Below are 22942 nucleotides of genomic sequence, written 5' to 3'. Positions count from 1 at the left end.
TCAGAACTTCCTCAATACGTTAGCGTGGCGGTGACGGTGTCGCTGTAGAGTCCGCTCCGCGGATTGTTCAAGGCGGCGCGACCGACAACGGGAATCACCTGTGACACGCCGGTGTTGGTCGACGACAGGATGCAGGTCCCGGCGCTGCCGTCGCCCCACTGCACATTGGCGGCGGCACTGCAATTTCCAGCCGCGCCACTGTATATGCGGTACGGCACAGACTCATCCTCCGGTCCCCGCATGTGCCGGGTCCCGGTGTCGGGACCATGCAAGCCGCGGTCCAGCGAAATGGAGTACGGCGTGGTTGCGTTGCAGCGCACGACCAGGCTGCCATTGGTTTCAAGGGCCTGGTTTTCGCTCGAGTGCACGACCCGGCCGAAGTCGACATCGGCGCCCTTTTCCACCGTACATACCGTCGCCACCTCCAGCATTACGCGGAAGGTGGTCGTCACCTGTCCGGCGTGCACCTGAAACGCAGCGATGCCTGCAAGCACCGCCACGCACGCGACGACGAGCCGGCAGGGAGGGGTGGGGAGGGTCATGTTCGTTACCGGGGCAGACGCGCGTGCTGGCCGCGAGACGGGGCAGGACCGGTGCGTGCCGGCCTTGCCCGTTCCTGTCGGTTGATCAGAAGTTGATCGTGGCGGTGACGGTATCGCTGTACGTGTCCGCCTTCTCGTTGCCTACCAGGGTTGCCACGCCATAGACCGTGAGCACCTGGTTGAAGGTGGAGGCGCTGCCAAAGCCGGTGCCGGTGCGGTCAACGGTATCCGTGCCCAAGGTGTTGCCCCAGACCTTGCTGGCGCTGGAATCGCTGTAGAGCTGGTAGCTGACGGTATTGGCCGGGTTAGCGCCGACCATCTTGCGTGCGGCGATGCTGCCCGCATTGCCCCCATCAAGTTGCACGTTGAATGCCTGGCCGTTGGTGCACTGCACCGCGACCTCGCCCTGCGCGCTCACGGGACCGGCGTTGGCAAAGCGGTTGGCAAAGTTGACATCCTTGGTGCTGATGATCTCGCAGGAACCGTCAACGGTCATCTTGACCTTGAAGGTGCTGGACTTCGTAGCGGCGTCCGCTGTGCCTGCGGCGAGGATCGCGGTGGCAGCAACGGCGATGAACAAAGGGGTCTTGAAGATATTCATGAAAAAACTCCGCGCACATGCGCTTGATGGGTGGGATGCGGGGAGGGGAATGCATGAGGCGTGCCAACGGGTCAGGGCAGTCGTGGCGCCGGCTCTTTGACGTTTTCACGGTGACAATCCCTTGGCGCGGGGCGGCAAATGACCAACCACGTCACATTTATGACGCAGATCGCGTCACGCAATTGCCCCGTGACCCTGTGTTCCGGCGCGTGCGTGCGTGGTGGGCGTCGCCGCCGTCGTCCTGGCGAGACGGCCAGCAATCAGGCGATTGTCCAAATGAGCGATAATGGACGGATGACTGTCAACCTCAAAACCCCCGCAGAAATCGAGAAGATGCGCATCGCCGGCCGTCTGGCCGCCGAAGTGCTCCAGGTCGTCGCCCCGCATGTGAAGCCCGGCGTGACCACCGAGGAACTCGACCGCATCTGCCACGACCACATCATCAACGTCCAGGGCGCGATCCCGGCCAACGTTGGCTACAAGGGCTTCCCCAAGACCGTGTGCACCTCGGTCAACAACGTCATCTGCCACGGCATCCCGACCGAATCGAAGGTCCTCAAGGACGGCGACATCGTCAATATCGACGTCACCGTGATCAAGGATGGCTGGCATGGCGACACCAGCCGCATGTACTACGCCGGCACGCCGTCGGTGTTGGCCAAGCGGCTGGTTGAGGTTACCCGTGAGGCCATGTTCCGCGGCATCCGAGCGGTTCGGCCCGGGGCGACGCTGGGGGACGTGGGCCACGCGATCCAGCAGTACGCCGAGGGCGAGCGTTTCAGCGTGGTGCGCGAGTACTGCGGCCACGGCATCGGCAAGGTCTACCACGACGAACCGCAGGTGCTGCACTACGGCAATGCCGGCGAGGGCCTGGTCCTGAAGCCGGGGATGACGTTCACCATCGAGCCGATGATCAATGCCGGCAAGCGCCACACCCGCGTGCTGCCCGATGGCTGGACGGTGGTGACCAAGGACCGTTCGCTGTCGGCCCAGTGGGAACACACCGTGGTGGTCACCGACGACGGGGTCGAGATCCTCACCCGCTTGCCGGGTGACGACAACGACCTATGAAACCTGCTGGCCCCGGGCGCAACGTCTCGCTCCCGGGGGTGACGGAGGATCCGGACCGCGCCGACGCCCGCCAGGATGCCGACTGGGCGGCGCAGGCGCGCGGGCATCTGGCGCGCGCCGATGCCGGATTCGCCAGCCGTTTTGACGCCGATGCCGAGATCGACCGCCTGCTGGCGGAGCGTGCCGCGGAGGTCGACGCGGTGGTCCAGGCCGCCTGGCAGCGCTGCATCCCGCCGGGCGTGGAGCTGGCGTTGTTCGCGGTTGGTGGCTACGGTCGCGGCGAGCTGTATCCACAGTCCGACATCGACCTGCTGGTGCTGGCTGAAGCTGACGAGTCGCAGGCCCACGCCGAGGACCTGGCGCGCCTGTTCGCGCTGTTGTGGGACTGCGGCCTGCCGGTCGGCCACGCGGTGCGCTCGCTGGAGCAATGCACCCAGGCCTCCATCGAGGACATCACCGTCCTGACCGCCTTGCTGGAAGCGCGGCCGCTGATGGCCAACGAGCACGAGCGGCGCGAGTTGCAGGCGGCGGTATCGCCGCGGCTGGTCTGGCCGCCGCAGCAGTTCTTCGAGGCCAAGCGGCTGGAACTGCGCGAGCGCCACGCGCGCTTTGACGATACCGCCGACAACCTCGAGCCCAACCTGAAGGAAGGCCCCGGCGGTTTGCGCGACGTGCAGACCCTCAACTGGATGGCGCTGCGCATCATCGGCACCGGGGACATGGAGTCGCTGGTGGCGTTCGGCCAGATGGGCGCCGACGAGGTCGCGACGCTGGAGCGAGAGCGGCGCGCGCTGGCCCGGCTGCGCTACGGCCTGCACCTGGTTGCCGGCAAGCGCGAGGAGCGCCTGCGCTTCGATTATCAGAAGCTGCTCGCCACCCGGCTGGGCTTTGAGGACGTCGGCGGAACCCTGGCCGTCGAGCAGATGATGCAGGGCTTCTACCGCAATGCTTCGCTCGTGCTGCGCATCGGTGAGCGGTTGCTGCAGCGGTTTGAAGAACAGCTCGAAGGCGAGGCCGAGCCGGAACCGCTGGATGAGCTTTTCGAGTTGCGCCGTGGTTACCTGGCCGCGCGCGATCCGGACTGGCCGCGCGATCCTGGCGAGGTCTTCGCGCTGTTCGCGACCTGGGCGGCGCGCGGCGAGCTGAGCGGATTGCACTCACACACCGCGCGGGTGCTGGCCGAAGCGCTGCCCAGCTTTCCCGACTTCGCCAGCGCCGGTCCGGAGTTGCACCAGCGATTCCTGCGCCTGCTGCGCGGCGAGCAGCCGGTCCGCACGCTGACCCGCATGGCCCGCCTGGGCGTCCTGGGACGGTGGATCCCCGCGTTCCTGAAAGTCTCCGGGCGGATGCAGTTCGACCTCTTCCACGTCTATACCGTCGATCAGCACACGCTGGCGGTGCTGAAGAACATCGCGTCCTTCGCCAATCCCGAGTCCAGCGAGCGCTTCGCGCTCGCCCACGAAGTCTGGCCCCGGCTGCGCAAGCCCGAGCTGCTCTTGTTGGCGGGACTCTTCCACGACATCGCCAAGGGCCGCGGCGGCAACCATTCGGAGCTGGGCGCCGACGATGCGCGCGTCTTCTGCAGCACCGTTGGTCTGGGTGAGGCGGACACCGCGCTGGTGGAATGGCTGGTACGCAAGCACCTGCTGATGTCGATCACTGCGCAGAAGCAGGACATTGCCGATCCGGACGTGATCCACCGCTTCGCCACCGTGGTCGGTGATCGTGAGCGGCTCGACCATCTCTACCTGCTGACCTGCGCGGACATCGCCGGCACCTCGCCCAAGCTGTGGAATGCGTGGAAGAACCGGCTGATGGCCGACCTCTACACCGCGACGCGGCTGGCGCTGCGGCGCGGGCTGGAAAACCCGGTGGCAGTCACCGAGCACATCGCCGAGACGCGCCAGGCGGTGGAAGGCCTGCTGGCCGCCCAGGGCATGGACGAGGCGACGATTGCCGAGCTTTTCGCGCGCATGCCGGAGGCCGGCTTCCAGCGCGGTCGTCCGTATCAACTGGCCTGGCAGGCGGGCGCGCTGCACCGGCTGGAACCGGGACGGACCAAGGTGCGGGTGCGTCCGGTGGCCGCCGATACCGGCGCACTGGAGGTGTTCGTGCACTCGCTGGACCGCGACGGCCTGTTCGCCGCGATCGTTGCGGTGCTCGATCGCTGCGGGCTGGAAATCCAGCAGGCGCGGGTGCTGGACGGCCCCAACGGCACCATTTTCGACACGTTTGAAGTCATCCCCGGCGACTCGCGTCGGCCACCGGTCGCTGCCGATGTCGCCGAGCGCCTGTCACTCGCGCTGGACGGGCCGCTGGATGACATCCGCCCGGCCAGGCGCACCCAGCCGCGGCACCTGCGACACTTCCGAATCGCGCCGAAGATCGGCTTCGACGACGTCGGCGACGGGCGTACCACGCTGAGCCTGGTGTGCACCGACCGCCCCGGACTGCTCGCCGATGTCGCGCAGATCCTGCGCCAGCAGCACATGCGCGTCCACGACGCACGCATTGCCACCTTCGGCGCGCGCGCCGAGGACGTCTTCCAGATCACCGCTACCGATGCCCACGGCCACAGCCAACCATTGGACGCGGACCGCCAACAGGCATTGAGCACCGCGCTGCTCGCCTGTCTTGAAGGAGAACCCTTGTGACCCCCAGCAACACCGCCCGCAATCCCGCCAGCACCGACGAACTTCGGGCCGTGATCGAAGACGCCTTTGAGCGTCGCGAAACGCTCGCCCCCGACGAAGTCGCGGGCACCGTCGCCCCGATGGTCGAGCGCGCCATCGCCGGCATCGAGTCGGGCGAACTGCGCGTGGCCGAGCCCGACGGCAACGATGGCTGGAAGGTCAACGCATGGCTGAAGAAGGCGGTGCTGCTGTACTTCCGCACCCAGGAAATGGCCGTCATCGATGCCAGTCCGGCACCGTTCTGGGACAAGATTCCGGCGCGTTTCGGCGATTTTGACGAGGCCGCGTTCCGCGCTGTCGGCGCACGCGTCGTGCCCGGCGCGATCGTCCGCCGCGGCGCCCATATCGGCCGCGACGTGGTGCTGATGCCCAGCTTCGTCAACATCGGTGCGTACGTCGGCGAAGGCACGATGGTGGATACCTGGGCGACAGTGGGTTCCTGCGCGCAGATCGGAAAGCACTGCCACCTGTCCGGCGGCGCCGGTATCGGCGGCGTGCTGGAGCCGCTGCAGGCGACGCCGACCATCGTCGAGGACCACTGCTTCATCGGCGCGCGCTCGGAGGTGGTCGAGGGTTTCGTGGTCGGCCACCACAGCGTGATCGGCATGGGCGTGTTCCTGGGCCAGAGCACCCGCGTCTACAACCGCGCCACCGGCGAGGTCAGCTATGGCAGCGTGCCGCCCTACAGTGTCGTGGTCTCCGGCCAGCTGCCGGCGGCCGATGGATCCCACTCGCTGTACTGCGCCGTGATCGTCAAGCAGGTGGACGAACGGACGCGGTCCAAGACCAGCATCAACGAGCTGCTGCGTGGACGGGCCGACTGAGGAGACAGGCATGACCACCACCGTTTACGGACTGGCCAACTGCGATACCTGCCGCAAGGCGCGCAAGTGGCTGGACCGCTTTGAGATTCCGTACGAATTCATCGACTACCGCGAGCAGCCGCAGACGCCGGAGACGCTGATGGAGTGGCAGGAAAAACTCGGCGGGTGGGAGGCGATGATCAACAAGTCGTCGACGACCTGGCGTCAACTGCCGGACGCGCGCAAAAGCCCCGGCTCGGACGCGGAGTGGAAATTGCTGCTGAGGGAGTACCCGCAGCTGATCCGGCGCCCGGTGGTGGTCACCGACGATGGCCAGGTCTCCCAGCGCTTCAGTGACAACAGTTTCAAGCAGCGCTTCGGCCAATGAGCAGCGAGGTCCTAGCGCTTACGTGTGAGCTGATCGGTCGTCGCTCGGTAACCCCCGACGATGCCGGTTGCCAGATGCTGCTGGCCGGACGCCTGCAACGCGCCGGTTTTGCCTGCGAACACCTGCGCTTCGGCGCGGTCGACAACCTCTGGGCGACGCATGGAGAGGGCGACGGGCCAACGCTCGTGCTCCTGGGTCATACCGATGTCGTGCCGCCGGGACCGGTGGCGGACTGGACCAGCGATCCGTTTGTGCCGGAGATCCGTGACGGCGTGCTGTACGGGCGCGGCGCGGCGGACATGAAGGGCAGCGTCGCTGCATTCGTCATTGCCGCCGAGCGCTTCGTCGCCGCGCATCCCGACCATCCCGGCCGGCTGGCCCTGCTGTTGACCTCCGACGAGGAGGGCGATGCGATCGACGGCGTGCGCCGGGTCACCGAGCTGTTCCGCGAGCGCGGCCAGCGGATCGACTGGTGCATCACCGGCGAGCCGTCATCGACCGCCAGGCTGGGCGATCTGCTGCGCGTGGGCCGGCGCGGGAGCTTGACCGCAACGCTGGATGTGCACGGTATCCAGGGCCATGTCGCCTACCCGGACAAGGCGCGCAATCCGGTCCACCAGGCGCTGCCGGCGCTGGCGGAACTGGCATCGCGACGCTGGGATGAGGGTTTCGAAACCTTCCCGCCGACCAGCCTGCAGATCAGCAATATCAGTGCCGGCACCGGCGCCAGCAACGTGATTCCGGGCGCGATGCAGGTCGTGTTCAACCTGCGCTACAACCCAAGCTGGGATGCCGCCAGGCTGGAGCAGGAATGCGAGCAGGTACTGCGCGCGCACGGGTTGGACTATGTAATCCACTGGCACCGCAGCGGCGAGCCATTCTTCACCCCCGAGGGTCCGCTGCGGCAGGCCGCGCGCGAGGTGTTGACCGATATCAACGGTGAACCGCCGGAGGAGAGCACCGGCGGTGGCACGTCGGATGCGCGCTTCATCGCGACCCTGGGAACCCAGTGCATTGAGGTGGGCCCGGTGAATGCCAGCATCCACCAGGTGGACGAGAACGTCGCCGTCGCCGATCTGGAAGCGCTGCCCGACCTGTATCAGGCGCTGGTCGAGAAATTGCTGCTGCCAACAGTGGCCTGAGTTTTCATTTTTGCGCCTGCGGCACCTCGGCCACCGCCATGCGTTGCCACGCAACCGTCGAATCGCCGCCGTGGACCGGCATCGCCACCGCATCGCGCTCACGCAGCGCGCCCGCCATCTCGGCCGGGATGCCCGCCGAACGGTCGTAGCCGAACAGCTCGATCTCCCGTCCGGGCGCGCTTTCAAACTCGAACACCGCGCCCTCCGGCGGCAGCCCGACGATCGTGATGCGGCGCCAGCGCGTCTGCTCGGCGTGCCAGCGCGACGGCGCCAGCGCCTGCCCCTGGACCCGGATGGAAGCCACGTCGACGTCGCCCGGTACCATCAACCCGCCTTCGCTGGAGGCTCGGGTGGACGACACCCGGATGGCGATCTGGCGTCGGCCGTCGCGCAGGCTGTCGGATTCGACCTGCAGCGTGGGCGCCGAAAGTGCAGGCCCGGCCGCGCCAGGATGACCCCATCCCAGCCACGCGGTGACCGGCCGGGAGACGTCCGCAAACCCCGCCTGGCGCATGAAGCCCACCGGCATCGTCCCGCGCGGTTGCAGGTACAGGCGCGCCGAGTCGCTGTCGCCGGCGTACAACAGGTTCGCAGGGCGCGGCACGTCCCCATCGAACGCGGGCCGGGCGAGGGCGAGCATCGCGCAGGCGAATGCCACCGCCAGTCCAGCGAGTGCCAGTGCACCCGCCGTGCGACGGAGGCTCAGCAGCGCGGGCAACAAGGGCAGCACGATGACACCGCTCAACAGCGTGGTGGCAGTCAAGCCCGGATGCCCGATGGCCGCGTAGGAATCCACAGCGTAGGGAAACCACAGGCCGGCCGCGACGACGGCGGCGAGACCTGACCGGAGCACCGCTCTCCCCGGAACAAGGTGCGCGCAGAGTCCCGCCGCCAACAGCGGCAACAGGCCGAGGTAGCTGGCTCCGGGCATCGCAGCCACCGCCGCCGCAGCGACAATCGCAAACGGCAGCAAGGTCGCCAGCGCCAGAGCCGGTGGGCCGCGCCACCGCTGCACCACGTAGCCGCCCAGCAGCATCGCCGGCAGCGCCAGCGCGACAAAAGCGGTGACCAGCAGCGGCCCTTGCGCGGTCCACATCGCCGGCATTGCGCCCAGCGCCTGCAGCAGCGCGTACAGTCCCCAGCCCAGCCCGGCCAGCACTGCCAGCAGCGCCAGCACCGCAATCGACGCGGAGGCGAGCGCAGCCGGGCGCGAACCGCGCCGAACCAGGCGCACGGCGAGCGCGAGCCACAGCACCAGCCCAAGGGCGAGCAGGAACGGATTCAGCGCCACCGGCCACGCGGCAAAGGTGGCGCCAAAAACGTTGAAGAACACCGCGTCCTGCGCAGCCCCGCCGTCGGCAACCGCCGCAGCGCCGGGTGCGCGTCCCGCCAGTTCGCGCGTCATCGACAATGCGTTGTCACCGTGGTGTTGCAACGAGCCACGGTCCAGATGGGCGAGGTTGTCCAGCGGGGTGTGGTAGCGCGCCGCGCCCTCCGCCCACGCGAAGTTCAAGCCTTCGCGTCCCTCGCGGCGGAACACGCTGAAGTCGGTGTCGTTGGGCAGGCTGCGGTAGATCTCGTAGTCCAGCGATGACCCGCTGGCGCGAGGCAGCGCCCGACGCATGGCCGCGATGATCTGCGCGTTGCCGGGCTGGGTTTCGATCAACAGGCTCGCCCCGCGCGTGCCGCGGGCCTCCAGGTTGATCACCGTCGCGATACGGGCGAACTCGGGCTCGCGCACGAAGGCTTCCGCACCGATCAGGCCGAGTTCCTCGCCGTCGCTGGCCAGCAGCCACACGTCGCGGACCAGCGGCGGGCCAGCGAGCAGGGCCCGTGCCGATTCGATCAGGGTGGCAACGCCGGCGCCGTCGTCGGACGCTCCCGGCCCCGCACCGACCGAGTCGTAGTGGGCGGCGAGCAGGACAGCCTGATCCGCGCTCTCGCCCGGAAGCCGGGCGACGATATTCTCCACCGTCGCGCAGGTGCTGCCGCCGCAGGCAAACCGCCGCTGGATCTGGGCCTGCACCCCGATGAGCGCCAACTCGGCGACGATGCGATCACGCACCTGCGCGTTGGCAGCGCTGCCGGTGGGGTGGGGTTGCTCGTCGCCGAGCACCCGCGCCAGCACCGTGGCCGCTCGCGTCGCCGAAAACACGGTGGCCGGCGCATCGACCCCGATGGCCGCGGGTGTCTGGTTGCCGCGCATCGACAAGGCAGCGGAAAGCACGAACAACGCGATCATGGCCAGCGGGGCCCAGCGCGCGGTTCCCGGCTGCATGGCGGCTGCATGCGGAACCGCAGCAGCGGATCGTCTCTTGTGCGGCATCGTCTTCCCCAGGCCAAGCCGCGACGGCGGCCCGCCGATCATAACGGCGCCGACAGGGGATACGGTTCAGTGGTTTCGATCAATGCCCAGCGGCAGCATGAACCCTCAGGCGGGCGTTGCGACGAGCGGCGCGGTCGTTCCGACGTCGGCCGTCTTGGCCTCCTGCGGACGCAAACTCGCCAGTGCTCCGGTCCATTTGGACAGCTCGTCGAGCATCTGCTGCGCGGAATGATCGATCAGCTCGTTGGAGACAAACGCGCCTTCCCCGTCCAGGGATTGACCGACCATCGGCACGGCAACGCCTTCGACCATCGGCATCATCTTGAGCGTGGTCACCAGCTGCTTGGCCATCTGCACCGCGCGCATGCCGCCCGACACGCCGCCGTAGCTGACGAAGCCGCAGGCCTTGTAGTTCCACTCGCGGTAGACATAGTTCAACGCATTCACCAGCGCCGGGGGCGGGTTGAAGTTGTACTCGGGGGTCACGAACACGAACGCGTCGGCGGCCGCCACGCTGGCCGACCAGGCCTTGGTGTGGGCGTGCTCGTACTGCTGCATCGCCGGGTGACGGGGCTCGTCGTAGATCGGCAGCTTGAAGTCCGCCAGATCGACCAGTTTGACCTCGAAGGAGTTGTGGCGGGCGGCAAAGTCACTGAACCAGCGCGCGACGGCGGGACCGACGCGGCCGGGGCGGGTGCTGGCGATGACGACATGGAGTTGGGGTTTCAAGTGGAGCTCCTTTGGATGTTTGGGAGGGAAGTCAATGCGGCATGCGGCCGAAGCGGCCGCCGTCGAAGTCCGCGATGGCCTGGTGGATCTCGGCCTGGCTGTTCATCACGAACGGGCCATGGCCGACGATGGGCTCGTCGATCGGTTCCCCGCTGAGCAGCAGTACGGTGGCGTCGGCGTTGGCTTCCAGCAGCACGTCGCTGCCAGCGCGGTCGAGCATTACCAGCTGCCCCTCGCAGGCGATCTGCGTTTCGTTGACCTGGACGGTGCCATGCAGGACGACCAGCGCCGCCGTGTGGCCTTCGGGCAGTTCGAACTGGCTGGAATGGTCCTTGCCGAGGCGCACGTCCCAGACGTTCATGGCGGTAAAGGTGCGCGCCGGACCGGCGTGGCCGGCGTACTCACCGGCAATTACCCGTACCGTTCCCGCATTTCCGGGCAGGGGCACGGAAGGGATGTCGGCGTCGAGCAGCGTCTGGTACCCGGGCGCGGCCATCTTGTCCTTCGCCGGCAGGTTGACCCACAGCTGCACCATCTCCAGCGTGCCGCCAGTGCGGGTGAACGCTGGTGAGTGGAACTCCTCGTGCAGGATGCCCGAGGCGGCGGTCATCCACTGCACATCGCCCGGGCCGATCTTGCCGCCGGCGCCGGTGGAGTCGCGATGCTCCACCTCGCCCTCGTAGACGATGGTGACGGTCTCGAAGCCGCGGTGCGGGTGTTGTCCCACGCCGCGCGGCCGGGCGGCCGGCTCGAACCGCATCGGGCCGGCATAGTCCAGCAACAGGAACGGGCTCAGGTGCTGGCCCAGGCCGTGGTAGGAAAACAGCGAACGGACCGGGAAGCCGTCGCCGACCCAATGCGGCCTGGGCGCGCTGTAGATGCCGAGGACTTTCTTCATGGGGTTCTCTTGATCGCGGGTCCGGCGGGGTCCAGACCTATGAGCGCCATTTTACTTGCTGACGTTTGTGTTGGTAGTGAGCAATTATCACTCGCATCGTTCCATATAACGGACAATGCCGCGCTTGCTTGCGGAGCAGGGAGCTTGCGCCTCGCATCCCGATGGTGGAAGCTCGGCCAATGCATCACGCTCCCGCCCGGCTTTTTCACGCGTCTTTCGTCATCGGCTCCACGCCGTGTGCGACGCGCGTAGCTGCGCAGCTCAACTCGAATAATAACGTCCGCCTCCCGCAGGCCGACGACTAGCGCGCACGACAAAACGCACGAATCGAATCCAAGGCCTGCACTGCGAAGTGCGGGCCTTTTTTTTTCGCGTTCTTTCCACGTTCCATCCACCAGGAGTTCGCCCCATGTGCTCGATCCTCGGCATCTTCCGCCAGCAAACCGGTGACAACCTGCAACCGCTGCGCCCGCTCGCGCTCGAACTGTCGCGGCGCCAGCGCCACCGCGGGCCGGACTGGAGCGGCGTGTACGTCGACGAGGCGGCGATCCTGGTCCATGAGCGCCTGGCCATCGTCGATCCGGCCGGTGGCGCCCAGCCGATGCGCTCGGCCGACGGCGACCTGGTGCTGGCGGTCAACGGCGAGATCTACAACCACCGCGAGCTGAAGGCGTCGCTCCGGCAGGCCTACGACTTCCAGACCGAATCGGACTGCGAGGTCATCAGCGCGCTGTTCCGCGAGGACGCCGACATCGGCGGCTGGCTGAACCGCGTCAATGGCATCTTCGCCTTCGCCCTGTGGGATCGCGGGGCGCAGCGTGTGCTGATCGCGCGTGACCCGATCGGCGTGGTGCCGCTGTATTGGGGCCACGATGGGGCCGGACGGCTGTGCGTGGCCTCCGAGATGAAGGCGTTGGCGGACCTCTGCGATAACGTCGCCCAGTTTCCGCCGGGGCACTTTTACGACAGCGCGGACGGCCAGCTGGTCGCTTACTACCAGCGGCCGTGGCGCGAGCATGCCGCCACCGTCGATGTGCGTGTCGATCCCGCCGAGCTGCGCGAAGCCTTCGAGGCTGCGGTCCACCGGCAACTGATGTGCGACGTGCCGTACGGCGTGTTGTTGTCAGGCGGGCTGGATTCCTCGCTGGTCGCCGCCTGCGCCGCGCGGTTCGCGCGCAAGCGCATCGAGGAGGACGACCAGGCAGAGGCATGGTGGCCGCGCCTGCATTCCTTCGCCATCGGCCTGGAAGGTTCGCCCGACCTGGCTGCCGCGGAGGTCGCCGCCGAGGCGTTGGGCACCGTGCACCACGGTTTCACCTACACCCAGGAGGAGGGCATGGACGCGATTCCCGAGGTGATCCGGCACATCGAGACCTTTGACGTCACCACCATCCGCGCGTCCACCCCGATGTTCCTGCTGGCGCGCCGGATCAAGGCGATGGGCGTGAAAATGGTCCTGTCGGGCGAGGGCAGCGACGAGATCTTCGGCGGCTACCTGTACTTCCACAAAGCGCCCAACGCGCGCGAATTCCACGAGGAACTGGTGCGCAAGATCGACGCGCTGCACAACTACGATTGCCTGCGCGCCAACAAGTCGATGATGGCCTGGGGCGTGGAGCCGCGGGTGCCGTTCCTGGACGTGGCCTTCATGGAGGTCGCGATGAAGATGGACGCCAGCGCCAAGATGGTCGGCATGCGCGCGGACGGCACGGTTCGCATCGAGAAGGCGGTGCTGCGGGAGGCATTCGAGGGCTATCTGCCCGACTCGATTCTTTGGCGGCAGAAGGAGCAGTTCAGCGACGGCGTCGGCTACGGCTGGATCGATGGGCTCAAGGACGACGCTGAAGCCACGGTGAGCGACGCCCAACTGGCCGAGGCCGCCGCGCGGTTCCCGATCAACACCCCGGTCACCAAGGAGGGCTACTGGTATCGCGAGCTGTTCGAGCAGCAGTTTCCCGGCGATGCCTGCGCGCGCACGGTGCCGGGCGGCAAGTCGATCGCCTGCTCCACCGAGACGGCGCTGGCCTGGGATGCGTCGTTCTCCAACGCGGCCGACCCGTCGGGGCGGGCGATGCGCGGCGTGCACCAGGCGGCCAATGCGTGAACCGACTTCCTGCCCGGCGCCCGTTCTTTGGGCCCGGCGGGCAGCTAGAGTCGGCGCAGCTCGTACACCACGGTCTGCAGGGCGCTGACACCTTCGGCAATGAAGTTCGGCTGCTGCGACAGGATCTCGCGACGCTCGAGTACGCCGACCTCCCACTGCGGACTGAACAACGCCCGCACCTCGTCTTCCGCGACGCTGAAGGGCGGACCGGCTTTCTCGGCCTGCGGGCATTCCAGGGTGATCAGCAGGCCGCGGCAACCGCCGGGCAAGCGCCCGTACACCTCGCTTGCGTAGCGCTGGCGCAGGACGGGCGGCAGCGCGATCAGCGCGGCGCGGTCGTAGACGGCGTCGCACCCGGCCAACTCGGCGGGATCCTGGGCGAACACGTCGCCATGCACCAGCTCCAGGTCGCCGGCGCGGTAATGCCGGCCGGCCGGTGAATCGCGGGTCTCCGCGTGCAGCGCGTGCTCGGCGAGGAACTGCTCGATCGCGGGCAGGGCGAGCTCCACTCCGAACACCCGGTAGCCCTGGCTGACAAACCACAGCATGTCCAGGCTCTTGCCCGCCAGTGGCACGAACACCTGGCTGCCGGCCGGCACCTGCAGCGACGGCCAATGCTTGAGCATCAGCGGCGTCTCGCGGTCCTGGTGGAAGCCGATGCAGCCTTCCTGCCAGCGCTGTTGCCAGAAGTCGGGTTCCATCGGTATGAGTTCCTATTCGGCCTGCAGGCCGTCGACCTTCTGCCAACCACGCGGGAGCAGGCCGCCACGGGCGGCGCGGGCGCCGGTGTAGGCGTCAAGATCTTTCCAGGTGAGGGTCATCGTGCGCGCGCCGGAGTTGACCAGCAGCGAGCCGCCTTCGGCGACCACGGCGACGGCGATCACCCGCTCGGTGCCCAGTTTCGCGCGCGGAATGTCGATCAGCTTGTTGCCCTTGCCCTTGTCGAGTTCCGGCAAGTCGGCGACCGGGAACGCGAGCAGGTGCCCGGCGCTGGTCGCCACCACCACGCGGTCCTGCGCGGGATTGCCCACCGGTGCAGGCCGCAGCACGCTGGCGTTCGGGGTCAGCGAGAGCATCGCCTTGCCCGCCTTGTTGCGACTGGTCAGGTTCTCGAAGCGGGTCACGAAGCCGTAGCCGTGGGTGCTCGCGAGGACGAACCGCTGGTCGTTCTCGCCACTGGCCACGGCCTGGAACGAGGATTTCCCCGCCGGCGAGAAGCGTGCCGTGAGCGGGTCGCCGTTGCCGCGCGCCGATGGCAGGCCGTGGACCACGGTCGAGTAACTGCGGCCGGCCGAGTCGAGGAAGGCGACCTGATGGTTGCTGCGCGTGCGGGTGAAGGCCAGCAGGCTGTCGCCTTCGCGGTAGTTCATCGCGGCAGCATCCACATCGTGGCCCTTCGCCGCGCGCACCCAGCCCTTTTCACTGAGCACCACGGTCATCGGCTCGCTGGGCGCCAGGTCGGTTTCCGACAGCGCCTGCGCCGCGCCGCGTGCCACCAGCGGCGAGCGGCGGGCGTCGCCGAACTTCTTCGCATCCGCCAGCAGCTCGTCCTTGACCAGCTTCTTCAGCTTGGCCTTGCTGCCCAGCAGGGCCACCAGCTGGTCGCGTTCCTTGGCCAGCGCATCCTGCTCGCCGCGGATCTTCATCTCTTCCAGGCGGGCCAGCTGGCGCAGGCGGGTTTCCAGGATGTAGTCGGTCTGCGCCTCGCTGAGGTTGAAGCGCGCCATCAGCACCGGGCGCGGTTCGTCCTCGCTGCGGATGATGCGGATCACTTCATCCAGGTTGAGGAACGCGACCAGCAGGCCTTCCAACAGGTGCAGGCGCTGCTCGACCTTCTCCAACCGGTGCTTGAGGCGCCGGGTCACGGTGTCGGTGCGGAAGGTCAGCCACTCGGTGAGGAAGGCGCGCAGGCCCTTGACCTGCGGGCGCCCGTCCAGGCCGATCACGTTCATGTTGACCCGGAAACTCTTCTCCAGATCGGTGGTGGCAAACAGGTGCCCCATCAGTTGCTCGACATCCACCCGGTTGCTGCGCGGAAACAGCACGATCCGGGTCGGGTTGGCGTGGTCGGACTCGTCGCGGATGTCCTCCAGCCAGGGCAGCTTCTTGGCCCGCATCTGGGTGGCGATCTGCTCGATCACCTTGCCCGGCGATACCTGGTGCGGCAGGCCGGTGATGACGATCGAGTTGCCCTCGCGCTCATAGACGGCGCGGGCGCGCACGCTGCCCAGGCCGGTCTCGTACATCTGCAGCAGGTCGCTGCGCGCGGTGATGATCTCAGCGCTGGTCGGATAGTCCGGGCCGCGCACGTGCTCGCACAGGTCGGCGGTGGTCGCGTCGGGATCATCGAGCAGGCGGATGCAGGCGCTGACCACTTCGCCCAGGTTGTGCGGCGGCACGTCGGTGGCCATGCCCACTGCAATGCCGGTGGTGCCGTTGAGCAGCAGGTGCGGCAGCCGCGCCGGCATCCAGGTCGGCTCTTCCAGTGTGCCGTCGAAGTTGGGATTCCAGTCCACCGTGCCGTGCGCCAGTTCGCCCAGCAGGACCTCCGCCAGCGGAGTCAGCTTGGACTCGGTGTAGCGCATCGCGGCGAACGATTTGGGGTCGTCGCTGGAGCCGAAGTTGCCTTGGCCTTCCACGAGGGGATAGCGGTACGAGAACGGCTGCGCCATCAGCACCATCGCCTCGTAGCAGGCGCTGTCGCCGTGCGGATGGTATTTGCCGATCACGTCACCGATGGTGCGGGCGGACTTCTTCGGCTTGGAACCGGCGTTCAGTCCCAGCTCGCTCATCGAGAAGATGATCCGCCGCTGGACCGGCTTCAGCCCGTCGCCCAGGAACGGCAGCGCACGATCGAGCACCACGTACATCGAGTAGTCGAGGTAAGCGCGTTCTGCATATTCACGCAGGGGGAGCTGTTCGTAACCGTGGAAGGCGGCGCGTACGGAATCGGTCATGGGGTGCCGTGGACTCGTGCAGCTGGGCGGTGGAGGGTGTCGATTCTAACCGCCCCGTCAAACGGCCACGGTGCGAGCGGCGGGAGCATCGTAACGGTCCAAGAAAAAGCCGGAAGCGCAGTGGGCGCGTCCGGCTGGTCTGGAACATTGCCGCTGCGGCAGGCGCAGCGGAGTGCGGGATTCAGCGGTGCAGCTCGCCCGACGACTCGGGCTGGTAGCGGATCGACAGCACTTCCAGGGTGATCGTGCGCCCGCCCGGCACCGGCCAGTCGATCACCGCGCCGACGTGCAGGCCCAGCAGGGCACTGCCAACCGGGGCCAGGATCGACACCTTCTCCGGGCTGCCGTCGGCATCCTTGGGGTAGACGAGGGTCAGCTCGCGCTCGGCGCCGCTGTTGACGTCGCGGAAGCGCGCGGTGGAGTTCATCGTGATGACGTCGTCCGGCATTTCCTTGGGCTCGAGCAGCTCGGCGCGATCAAGCTCGCGGCGCAGCGGCTCGGTGTTGAGGCCCTTGGCGAGCGGCTGCTCAAGCAGCGACTCCAGTCGCTCGCAATCAAGGCGGGAGACCAACAGCGGCGGGACGGAGGTAGCGTGCATGCTTCAAATCTCCAATAGCGAAGCGGGCGATGCGTCTGAAGTGCGCGTCGCCCGCGGGTCTTTGCAGTGGGTCCAAAGTAGACCCGGATCACGGGTGTAGCAATCACAGCTGTAAAAAGGGGGTCGCGCCATGTCAGGCAGGACCCCCGGAAGTGGCCGTATTGTCCCACCTTTTCTGCCGGGAACGTCTTTTGCCGTTGACAAGCGGTTCACGCCAACGCAACATACGCGGCCCGCACAGCAACAAACGCTCTGCGGTTTGCCCGGGTGGCGGAATTGGTAGACGCACTAGCTTCAGGTGCTAGCGGGGGCAACTCCGTGGAGGTTCGAGTCCTCTCCCGGGCACCAACATCGTTCGACCACTACCAGGTCGGACACCACAGAAGACCCCGCCCCGGCGGGGTTTTTTGTTGCCCACTCGTTCGGTCCGGAGCGCACAGGGCAATCTGCAGACCTTCCGGGCGAATATCCCCGGCATCCGCGCCCGGCGCCCTCGTCCACCTGAAAGGCCCGCAGGTCACGCCGCGTGCCCCCGGCACACGTCTCTCAGTCCGGAGCGGCGGCCGCTGAAACGTGCAGGTCCTCCGGCAGCGGCGGCACGCAGCCGGTCACGTACGCGTCGCCGGGCACCAGCACCCAGTCGCGGCGGCTGGAACGCCCCAGCTCGATCAACTGCGCGGGATCGACGCAGCTCTCCGCCGCCTCCTTCAGCGCGAACAGCCAGCGACGGGATGGATCCTGCGCCAGCCAGGCCACGCCATCGCGCCACTGCAGGCGTTCGTCGCGCGAGAAGCCGAACTCGGTAACCGGACCGGTGGCCTGGAGCAGGTGCTGTTCGCGCCAGCCGACCAGGCCCAGTGTCGCCTCCGGGCCGATCCGCGTGCGCACCTGTTGCATCAATTCCCGGGCCGAACTGCTGGCGTCCAGCGCCGGCGCAAGTCCCAGGCCGTACACCGTCCACAACAGCAGGTTGAAGGCGACCGCGACCACGCCGGCGCGCGCGGTGCGTCCCCAGGCTGCCAGCGCGAGGCCTCCCAGACCCAGCATGCCGGTCCAGAGCAGCAGCGAGCGGACCGTCGCGGCATCCAGTGCACGTTCGCTGGCCACGCCATCCAGCCAACCGGTTCCGGACAGTCCGCCGGCCGCCAGCACCAGCGCCGCGGACGCCAGCACGACCACGTAGCCCAGCAGCACCCGGCGCACCCACGCCCGTTCCAGCAGCGCGGGCAGCAGCGATGCCGCGGCAACGCACAGCGCGGGCAGGGCGGGGAACAGGTACACCTCGCGCTTGCCCGGGCTGGCGGTGAAGAACAGCAGCACCAGCACCGCCCAGCCGACCAGCAGGAGCACGCGCGCGTCGCCGGCGCGGATCCGGCGCCACCATTGCGGCACCAGCCAGGGCAGCAGCAGGGCGCCCGGCAGCCACAGGGTCGCGATCACCTGCAGGTAGTACCAGGCCGGCTTTACGTGGTGCCAGGCATTGGCGTAGCGGGTGCCGGTCTGCTTCAGCAGGATCTCGGCAGCGTAGGCGTGCAGCGCCGGGTCGGTGCTGCGGGCCACCGTCCACAGCATCGGCACCAGCCAGACGCCGACGCCGATCAGGAACCCGGCCGGAAGCCACCACCAGCGCCGGTCGCGGTAGCCGTCCATCGGCAGCTGCATCCCGCGCCGGCGCGCCAGGCACCACGGCAGCAGGATCAGCAGCGGCAGGAAGCCGACCCCTTTGGTCACCGTGCCGATGCCGGCAGCCAGGCCGCCCAGCGCCAACGCGCGCCAATCCGGCCCGCGCAGCAGGTGGCGTGACAACGCCCACAGCGACAGCGTCGTCCAGAAGACCAGCACCATGTCGATCTGGCCGCGTTTCGCCTGCAGCCCGAATTGCAGGCAGGCGAGCAGCGCCCAGCCCGCAAGCAGGCCCGTGCGACGATCCCACAGGCGCGTCGCCAGGTCGATGGTCAGCCACAGCGTGCCGAGCGCGGCGAGCAGCGAGGGCAGCAGGAAGGCGACGCGCCAGTTGCCGACCACGGTGTAGGCGAGCGCCTGCAGCCACATGAAGGGCGCCGGCTTGTGTGCGTAGGGCTCGACGCCGCGGTGCGGGATCGCCCATTGCCCGCTTTCGACCATGGCCTGCGCGGCGAGCACGAAGCGCGGCTCGTCGGGTGGCGAGGGGTCGCGAAGGCCGAGCCCCGCCGCGAGCGCCAGCGCGCCCAACAACAAGATCCACCAGACGGAGTGCGGGGGGCTAAGGCGCGGAAGGTGCATTCGCAGGTCTCGATCAGCAGGGCGACCGGCGAAGCGCGTTGCTGTTGAGGTAAATCTAACAACGCGTCCACGGGTCGGTGTTTATCATTCTCACCCGGTTCGGAGATTCCACCAATGCGCGTTGATCGCGTCCAGCCCGTGCGTTTCGAACGTCCTTTTCGCTTGGCCGCAAGCGAGGACGTCCCAGAGCTGTCGGTGGTGATTCCGCTGCATAACGAGGCGGGCAATATCGGCGCGCTGCTGGGCGAAGTCTGCAACGCACTGCGTGGCGTGGTGCGTTTCGAAGTGCTGTGCGTCGACGACGCCAGCCCCGACAACACCCTTGAGGAACTGCGCCGCTCGGCCGCCGACATGCCTGAGCTGCGCGTGCTGCCGCTTGCCGAACAGGCCGGCCAGAGCACCGCGATCCGGGTCGGGGTGAAAGCCGCGCGGGGGCGCTGGATTGCCACCCTGGACGGCGACGGCCAGAACGATCCCGCCGACCTGCCACGCCTGCTGGCGGCGCGCGACGCCGCTGGTGATGACATCCGCCTGGTCGCCGGCTGGCGGACCAAACGCCGCGATCGCTGGGACAAGCGCCTCGCCTCGCGGATCGCCAACGCCGTGCGCCAGTCGCTGCTGCACGACGCGACCCCCGACACCGGCTGCGGCATCAAGCTGTTCGAGCGCGAGGCCTTCCTCGACCTGCCGTACTTCGACCACATGCACCGTTACCTGCCCGCGCTGATGCAGCGGGCCGGCTGGCGCACGATCAGCGTGCCGGTGAACCACCGCCCGCGCGGCGCCGGCACGTCGCATTACACCAACCTCGGTCGCGCGCTGGTCGGCCTGTCCGACCTGTGGGGCGTGGCCTGGCTGGTCCGGCGCAACCGCGTGGCGAAGGTGCGCCCGTCCGCGCTCGAGTCGGCCGCGCCCGATTCGGACCAGACCCCTGGCGAGCGCGCCATCCAGATGGACAGGAGCAGCGCATGAACACCCTCACCACGTGGCTGGTCGTGGGATTCGTCGGCCAGGCGCTGTTCGCGTCGCGCTTCATCTTCCAGTGGCTGGCCTCCGAGCGCGCGCAGCGCAGCGTGGTGCCGACCGCGTTCTGGTACCTCAGCCTGGGCGGCAGCACGGTCCTGTTGGCGTACGCCATTCACCGCGCCGACCCGGTGTTCATCGTCGGCCAGTCCACCGGGCTGTTCATCTACCTGCGCAACCTGCACCTGATCCGGCGCGGCAAGTTGAGCGCGGACACCGGCGACGCCTGACGGCGCGGCCGCGTAGCGCCCGCCAGCCACCTGCCGTTGACGTGGTCGGGCTGTAACATCCCCTCCATGAACAAGCCCCCCAGCAAGCGCGGCCGCAAGCCGTCCAAATCGACCGGCAAGGCCGGAACCCCGAAATCCGCGGCAGGCGCCGCAGGCGGCAAGCCGAAGGGCAAGAAGCCCGGCTGGCTGCCCGACGCACCGCGCGGCGGTCCCAAACCGCCGCTGGCGCCGCTGCACCCTGACACGGGCAAGGACGGCAAGCTGGCCGATCCGTTTGCCGCCCGCGAGGCCGCGCGCTACGACCAGCCCATCGCCAGCCGCGAAATGATCCTGCAGTTGCTGGCCGCCGCCGACGGTCCGATGGACGCCGAGGCGCTGGCGACCAAGCTCGCCCTGACCGAGCCCGACCGCTTCGATGCGATGACCGCCCGCCTGCGCGCGATGGTGCGCGACGGCCAGGTGCTGCAGAACCGGCGCGGCGGCTTCGTCCCCGCCCAGCAGCTCGACCTCGTCGCCGGCACCGTAATCGCCAACCCGGACGGCTACGGCTTCCTGCGTCCGGATGCCGGCGGCGATGACATGTTCCTGCCGCCCTACGAGATGCGGAAGGTCATGCACGGCGACCGCGTCCTCGCCGGCCTCACCGGCATGGACAACCGCGGCCGCCAGGAAGGCACGATCCTGGAGGTGCTCGAGCGCCGGATGAGCCGGATGATCGGCCGCTTCATCGTCGATGACGGCATCTGCTACGTGGAGCCCGACGACCGCCGCGTCCAGCGCAACATCCTGATTCCGCCCGAGGGTCGCGGCGACGCGCAGCCGGGCAACCTGGTGGTGTGCGAGCTGACCCGTGCGCCCGACGCGCGCCGCCCGCCGATGGGCCGCATCCTGACCGTGCTGGGCGAGAAGCTGACCGCCTCGCTGGCGGTGCAGGCCGCGATCCACGGCCACAACATCCCGCATGAATTCGCCCCGGAGGTGCTGGACGAGGCGGGGGCGATCCCGGTCGAGGTGCAGGCCGAGGAGACCGCGAACCGCGTGGACCTGCGCGCGTTCCCGCTGGTCACCATCGATGGCGAGGACGCCAAGGATTTCGATGACGCGGTGTGGTGCGAACCCAACCGCGACGGTTTCCGGTTGATCGTCGCCATCGCCGACGTGTCCCATTACGTGCGCCCCGGCCGGCCGCTGGACGAGGAGGCGCAGAACCGCGCCACCTCGGTCTACTTCCCCGGTTTCGTGGTGCCGATGCTGCCCGAGGTGCTGTCCAACGGCATCTGCTCGCTCAAGCCCAAGGTCGACCGCCTGTGCTTCGTCTGCGACATGCAGGTGGACCGCATGGGCCAGGTGACCGAGTCGAAGTTCTACGAAGCGGTGATGCGCTCGCACGCCCGCCTGACCTACAACCAGGTCTGGAACGCGATCGGCGATGGCATCGAGGATGAGGCGCGCGAGGAAGCGCAGCAGCAGGTCGGCGAATTGCTGCCCAACCTGCAGCGCCTGCACCAGCTCTACCAGGTGCTGGCCAAGGCGCGCTCCAAGCGCGGCGCGATCGAGTTTGAATCAAGCGAAGTGCGCTTTGTCCTCGGCGAGCGCGGCGAAGTCATCCAGGCCGGCATGCTGGTGCGCAACGACGCCCACAAGCTGATCGAGGAATGCATGATCGCGGCCAACGTGGAGGCCGCGAAGTTCCTCATCGAGGCCGAAGTGGTCGCCCCCTACCGCACCCACGACCGCCCGCCGGAGCAGAAGTACGAAGACCTGCTGGAGTTCCTCAAGGAGTTCCAGCTGCGCATGCCGCCGTGGTCGAAGGTGCAGCCGCGCGACTACACCCAGCTGCTGCGCAACACCCGCGAGCGCGCCGAGGCGCCGCTGATCGAATCCGTCCTGCTGCGCAGCCAGAGCCTGGCCGTGTACCAGCCGGAAAACATCGGCCACTTCGGCCTGGCGCTGGAGGCGTACGCCCACTTCACCTCGCCGATCCGGCGCTACCCCGACCTGCTGGTGCACCGCGCGATCAAGCACGCACTCAGCGGCGCGGCGCCGGAGAAATACCGCTACTCGCCCAGCGACATGGCCCAGCTGTCCCTGCAGAGCTCCGAGCGCGGCCGCCGTGCCGACGAGGCCTCGCGCGAGGTCGATGACCGCTACCGCGCCGCGTGGATGGAGCAGCACGTGGGCAGCGAGTTCGACGGCGTGATCAGCGGCGTCACCAGCTTTGGCCTGTTCGTCGAGCTGGACCAGTCCAAGGTCAACGGCCTGGTACACGTGACCCAGTTGCCCAACGACTACTACCGCTTCGACCCGATTCGCAAGACGCTCACCGGCGACAAGACCGGCCGCGAATACCGCCTGGGCGACCGCGTCAGCATCATCGTGATGAAGGCCAGCCTGGAGGAGCGCAAGATCGACTTCCGCCTGGCCGGCGACGGCAAGCCGCGCAAACCGGGCGAAGAGGCGGAAGCGCAGGGCGATGCGCAGGCCGACGCACCCGGCAAGAAGCCCGCGCCCAAGGGCCGCAAGAAGAAAAGCTGACCGCCTGAGCCGACCCCGCCATCGCGTATCCTGCCTGCGA

At 68.0% G+C, this 22942-nt stretch carries 16 protein-coding genes, 1 tRNA gene and 2 pseudogenes; 10 read left to right on the top strand and 9 right to left on the bottom strand.

Going from position 1 to position 22942, the window contains the following annotated elements; translation table 11 throughout:
- Positions 1–11 precede the first annotated feature (11 nt).
- Positions 12–542 carry a Csu type fimbrial protein gene (locus INQ41_RS09315; RefSeq protein ID WP_193983898.1) on the bottom strand — a complete coding sequence of 177 codons (531 nt, stop codon included), beginning with the start codon at positions 540–542 and terminating at the stop codon, positions 12–14.
- 85 nt (positions 543–627) lie between these two features.
- Complete coding sequence (locus tag INQ41_RS09310; RefSeq protein WP_193983896.1) at positions 628–1143, bottom strand: Csu type fimbrial protein; 516 nt, start codon at positions 1141–1143, stop codon at positions 628–630.
- 294 nt (positions 1144–1437) lie between these two features.
- Between INQ41_RS09310 and map the strand changes: the two genes are divergently transcribed.
- From map to dapE, 5 genes and pseudogenes are all read left to right on the top strand, one after another.
- The gene (map, locus tag INQ41_RS09305; protein ID WP_193983894.1) at positions 1438–2214 is read left to right on the top strand and encodes a type I methionyl aminopeptidase; all 777 of its coding nucleotides are present in this window, start codon (positions 1438–1440) and stop codon (positions 2212–2214) included.
- A 38-nt stretch (positions 2215–2252) separates the two neighbouring features.
- Positions 2253–4868: a [protein-PII] uridylyltransferase gene (glnD, locus tag INQ41_RS09300; RefSeq protein ID WP_407074269.1), complete on the top strand. Its 2616-nt coding sequence runs from the start codon at positions 2253–2255 to the stop codon at positions 4866–4868.
- Positions 4869–4900: 32 nt separating this feature from the next.
- Positions 4901–5731 (top strand): annotated as a pseudogene (gene dapD, locus INQ41_RS09295) (2,3,4,5-tetrahydropyridine-2,6-dicarboxylate N-succinyltransferase); the annotation flags it as partial.
- A gap of 10 nt (positions 5732–5741) precedes the next feature.
- Positions 5742–6098: a Spx/MgsR family RNA polymerase-binding regulatory protein gene (locus INQ41_RS09290; RefSeq protein WP_193983888.1), complete on the top strand. Its 357-nt coding sequence runs from the start codon at positions 5742–5744 to the stop codon at positions 6096–6098.
- A complete protein-coding gene (dapE, locus tag INQ41_RS09285) occupies positions 6095–7240 on the top strand; it encodes a succinyl-diaminopimelate desuccinylase (protein ID WP_193983886.1) in 1146 nt (381 codons plus the stop codon). The genes INQ41_RS09290 and dapE overlap by 4 nt, the downstream gene beginning before the upstream one ends.
- 4 nt (positions 7241–7244) lie before the next feature.
- Here dapE and INQ41_RS09280 read toward each other — a convergent pair whose 3' ends face one another.
- From INQ41_RS09280 to INQ41_RS09270, 3 genes are all read right to left on the bottom strand, one after another.
- The gene (locus tag INQ41_RS09280) at positions 7245–9518 is read right to left on the bottom strand and encodes a M28 family peptidase (protein WP_193983884.1); all 2274 of its coding nucleotides are present in this window, start codon (positions 9516–9518) and stop codon (positions 7245–7247) included.
- Positions 9519–9671: 153 nt separating this feature from the next.
- Positions 9672–10295 carry an NADPH-dependent FMN reductase gene (locus tag INQ41_RS09275; protein ID WP_193983882.1) on the bottom strand — a complete coding sequence of 208 codons (624 nt, stop codon included), beginning with the start codon at positions 10293–10295 and terminating at the stop codon, positions 9672–9674.
- 31 nt (positions 10296–10326) lie between these two features.
- Positions 10327–11193 (bottom strand): pirin family protein, encoded by an 867-nt coding sequence (locus INQ41_RS09270; protein WP_193983880.1) that lies wholly within the window; start codon positions 11191–11193, stop codon positions 10327–10329.
- Positions 11194–11602: 409 nt separating this feature from the next.
- On the opposite strand from INQ41_RS09270, the gene asnB reads away from it, so the two are divergent.
- Positions 11603–13297 carry an asparagine synthase B gene (gene asnB / locus INQ41_RS09265; RefSeq protein ID WP_193983879.1) on the top strand — a complete coding sequence of 565 codons (1695 nt, stop codon included), beginning with the start codon at positions 11603–11605 and terminating at the stop codon, positions 13295–13297.
- A 44-nt stretch (positions 13298–13341) separates the two neighbouring features.
- Here the strand turns inward: asnB and INQ41_RS09260 are convergent, their stop codons facing one another.
- The 3 genes from INQ41_RS09260 to rnk form a co-directional block, all read right to left on the bottom strand.
- Complete coding sequence (locus INQ41_RS09260) at positions 13342–13998, bottom strand: thiopurine S-methyltransferase (protein WP_193983877.1); 657 nt, start codon at positions 13996–13998, stop codon at positions 13342–13344.
- 12 nt (positions 13999–14010) lie between these two features.
- Entirely contained in the window at positions 14011–16254 is a 2244-nt protein-coding gene (parC, locus tag INQ41_RS09255) for a DNA topoisomerase IV subunit A (RefSeq protein WP_193983875.1), read from the bottom strand.
- A 181-nt stretch (positions 16255–16435) separates the two neighbouring features.
- On the bottom strand, positions 16436–16852 hold the full coding sequence (gene rnk, locus INQ41_RS09250; RefSeq protein ID WP_193983873.1) for a nucleoside diphosphate kinase regulator: 417 nt from the start codon (positions 16850–16852) through the stop codon (positions 16436–16438).
- Between the two features lie 261 nt (positions 16853–17113).
- On the opposite strand from rnk, the gene INQ41_RS09245 reads away from it, so the two are divergent.
- Positions 17114–17200 (top strand) — tRNA-Leu (locus tag INQ41_RS09245).
- A gap of 198 nt (positions 17201–17398) precedes the next feature.
- On the opposite strand, the gene INQ41_RS09240 is transcribed toward INQ41_RS09245, so the two are convergent.
- Positions 17399–19114 carry an ArnT family glycosyltransferase gene (locus tag INQ41_RS09240; protein ID WP_193983871.1) on the bottom strand — a complete coding sequence of 572 codons (1716 nt, stop codon included), beginning with the start codon at positions 19112–19114 and terminating at the stop codon, positions 17399–17401.
- A 114-nt stretch (positions 19115–19228) separates the two neighbouring features.
- On the opposite strand from INQ41_RS09240, the pseudogene INQ41_RS09235 reads away from it, so the two are divergent.
- The 3 genes and pseudogenes from INQ41_RS09235 to rnr all read left to right on the top strand — a co-directional run.
- Positions 19229–19987: pseudogene (locus tag INQ41_RS09235) on the top strand (glycosyltransferase family 2 protein); the annotation flags it as partial.
- 95 nt (positions 19988–20082) lie between these two features.
- A complete protein-coding gene (locus tag INQ41_RS09230; RefSeq protein ID WP_193983868.1) occupies positions 20083–20367 on the top strand; it encodes a lipid-A-disaccharide synthase N-terminal domain-containing protein in 285 nt (94 codons plus the stop codon).
- A gap of 66 nt (positions 20368–20433) precedes the next feature.
- Positions 20434–22902, top strand: coding sequence for a ribonuclease R (rnr, locus tag INQ41_RS09225; RefSeq protein WP_193983866.1), 2469 nt, complete (start codon positions 20434–20436; stop codon positions 22900–22902).
- The last annotated feature ends 40 nt before the right edge of the window (positions 22903–22942 follow it).

It is taken from the genome of Lysobacter ciconiae, assembly GCF_015209725.1.
GTDB lineage: Bacteria > Pseudomonadota > Gammaproteobacteria > Xanthomonadales > Xanthomonadaceae > Novilysobacter > Novilysobacter ciconiae.
The sequence above is the reverse complement of the archived record's forward strand: the minus strand, read 5'-3'. Positions and strand labels throughout refer to the sequence as shown.

What these genes read in the sequence shown, in the direction of transcription:
- INQ41_RS09315 (WP_193983898.1), bottom strand. Translation starts at nt 542, where the DNA reads ATGACCCTCCCCACCCCTCCCTGCCGGCTCGTCGTCGCGTGCGTGGCG.
- INQ41_RS09310 (WP_193983896.1), bottom strand. Translation starts at nt 1,143, where the DNA reads ATGAATATCTTCAAGACCCCTTTGTTCATCGCCGTTGCTGCCACCGCG.
- map (WP_193983894.1), top strand. Translation starts at nt 1,438, where the DNA reads ATGACTGTCAACCTCAAAACCCCCGCAGAAATCGAGAAGATGCGCATC.
- INQ41_RS09290 (WP_193983888.1), top strand. Translation starts at nt 5,742, where the DNA reads ATGACCACCACCGTTTACGGACTGGCCAACTGCGATACCTGCCGCAAG.
- dapE (WP_193983886.1), top strand. Translation starts at nt 6,095, where the DNA reads ATGAGCAGCGAGGTCCTAGCGCTTACGTGTGAGCTGATCGGTCGTCGC.
- INQ41_RS09280 (WP_193983884.1), bottom strand. Translation starts at nt 9,518, where the DNA reads ATGCAGCCGGGAACCGCGCGCTGGGCCCCGCTGGCCATGATCGCGTTG.
- INQ41_RS09270 (WP_193983880.1), bottom strand. Translation starts at nt 11,193, where the DNA reads ATGAAGAAAGTCCTCGGCATCTACAGCGCGCCCAGGCCGCATTGGGTC.
- asnB (WP_193983879.1), top strand. Translation starts at nt 11,603, where the DNA reads ATGTGCTCGATCCTCGGCATCTTCCGCCAGCAAACCGGTGACAACCTG.
- INQ41_RS09260 (WP_193983877.1), bottom strand. Translation starts at nt 13,998, where the DNA reads ATGGAACCCGACTTCTGGCAACAGCGCTGGCAGGAAGGCTGCATCGGC.
- parC (WP_193983875.1), bottom strand. Translation starts at nt 16,254, where the DNA reads ATGACCGATTCCGTACGCGCCGCCTTCCACGGTTACGAACAGCTCCCC.
- rnk (WP_193983873.1), bottom strand. Translation starts at nt 16,852, where the DNA reads ATGCACGCTACCTCCGTCCCGCCGCTGTTGGTCTCCCGCCTTGATTGC.
- INQ41_RS09240 (WP_193983871.1), bottom strand. Translation starts at nt 19,114, where the DNA reads ATGCACCTTCCGCGCCTTAGCCCCCCGCACTCCGTCTGGTGGATCTTG.
- INQ41_RS09230 (WP_193983868.1), top strand. Translation starts at nt 20,083, where the DNA reads ATGAACACCCTCACCACGTGGCTGGTCGTGGGATTCGTCGGCCAGGCG.
- rnr (WP_193983866.1), top strand. Translation starts at nt 20,434, where the DNA reads ATGAACAAGCCCCCCAGCAAGCGCGGCCGCAAGCCGTCCAAATCGACC.